This window comes from Streptomyces sp. NPDC002580 (assembly GCF_042889485.1).
Lineage (GTDB): Bacteria > Actinomycetota > Actinomycetes > Streptomycetales > Streptomycetaceae > Streptomyces.
On record NZ_JBIAQZ010000035.1, the window covers coordinates 1 to 1,015 of the forward strand.

At 66.6% G+C, this 1,015-nt stretch carries 2 pseudogenes; both read left to right on the top strand.

Annotated elements, in window-relative coordinates:
- Window positions 1–846: pseudogene (locus ACFYW7_RS38865) on the top strand (alpha-1,4-glucan--maltose-1-phosphate maltosyltransferase); the annotation flags it as partial.
- Window positions 843–1,015 (top strand): annotated as a pseudogene (locus ACFYW7_RS38870) (trehalose synthase); the annotation flags it as partial. The pseudogenes ACFYW7_RS38865 and ACFYW7_RS38870, both read left to right, overlap by 4 nt.

The window sequence follows — 1,015 nt, forward strand, 5'->3', positions numbered from 1 at the left end:
AAACCCGTGGTGTTCTGGGAACAGGTCATCGCCGACATCAACGGCACCGACCCCGACGTCATCTTCCTGGCCGAGGCCTTCACCCGGCCCGCGATGATGCACACACTGGCGGCGGTCGGTTTCCAGCAGTCGTACACCTACTTCACCTGGCGCAACACCAAGCAGGAACTGACGGAGTACCTCACCGAGCTGTCCGGCGAGGCGGCCGCCTGCATGCGGCCCAACTTCTTCGTCAACACCCCCGACATCCTGCACGAGTTCCTCCAGCAGGGCGGCCGCCCGGCCTTCGAGCTGCGCGCCGTCCTCGCCGCCACCCTCTCGCCGACCTGGGGCATCTACAGCGGCTTCGAACTCTGCGAGAACGTCCCCGTGCGCGCGGGGAGCGAGGAGTACCTGCACTCCGAGAAGTACGAACTGCGCCCACGGGACTGGGAGTCGGCGGAGCGGGAGGGCCGGAGCATCACGCCGCTCGTCAGCGCGCTCAACGCGGTCAGACGACGGAGTCCCGCCCTGCGCCAACTGCGTGACCTGCACTTCCACCACGCCGACCAGGAGGCGGTGATCGTCTATTCGAAGTCCGTCACGGACGCACGCGGCTCGAACACGGTTGTGGTGGTGGCCAACCTCGACCCCCACCACACCCAGGAGGCCACCGTCTCGTTGGACATGCCACAACTCGGCCTGGAATGGCACGAGTCGGTGCCGGTGCGCGACGAGCTCACCGGCGAGACCTACACCTGGGGCAGGACCAACTATGTGCGACTGGAGCCGGGAATCCGGCCCGCGCACATCCTCACCGTCCTGCGACCGTCCTCACCGCAGATCGGAGGGTCACCCACCACATGATCGTCAATGAGCCCGTCCCGGACACGTTCGAGGACACCCCGGCCAGGGACCGCGATCCCGAGTGGTTCAAACGTGCCGTGTTCTACGAGGTCCTGGTCCGCTCCTTCCAGGACAGCAACGGCGACGGCGTCGGCGACCTCAAGGGCCTGACCGCGAAACTCGACTACCT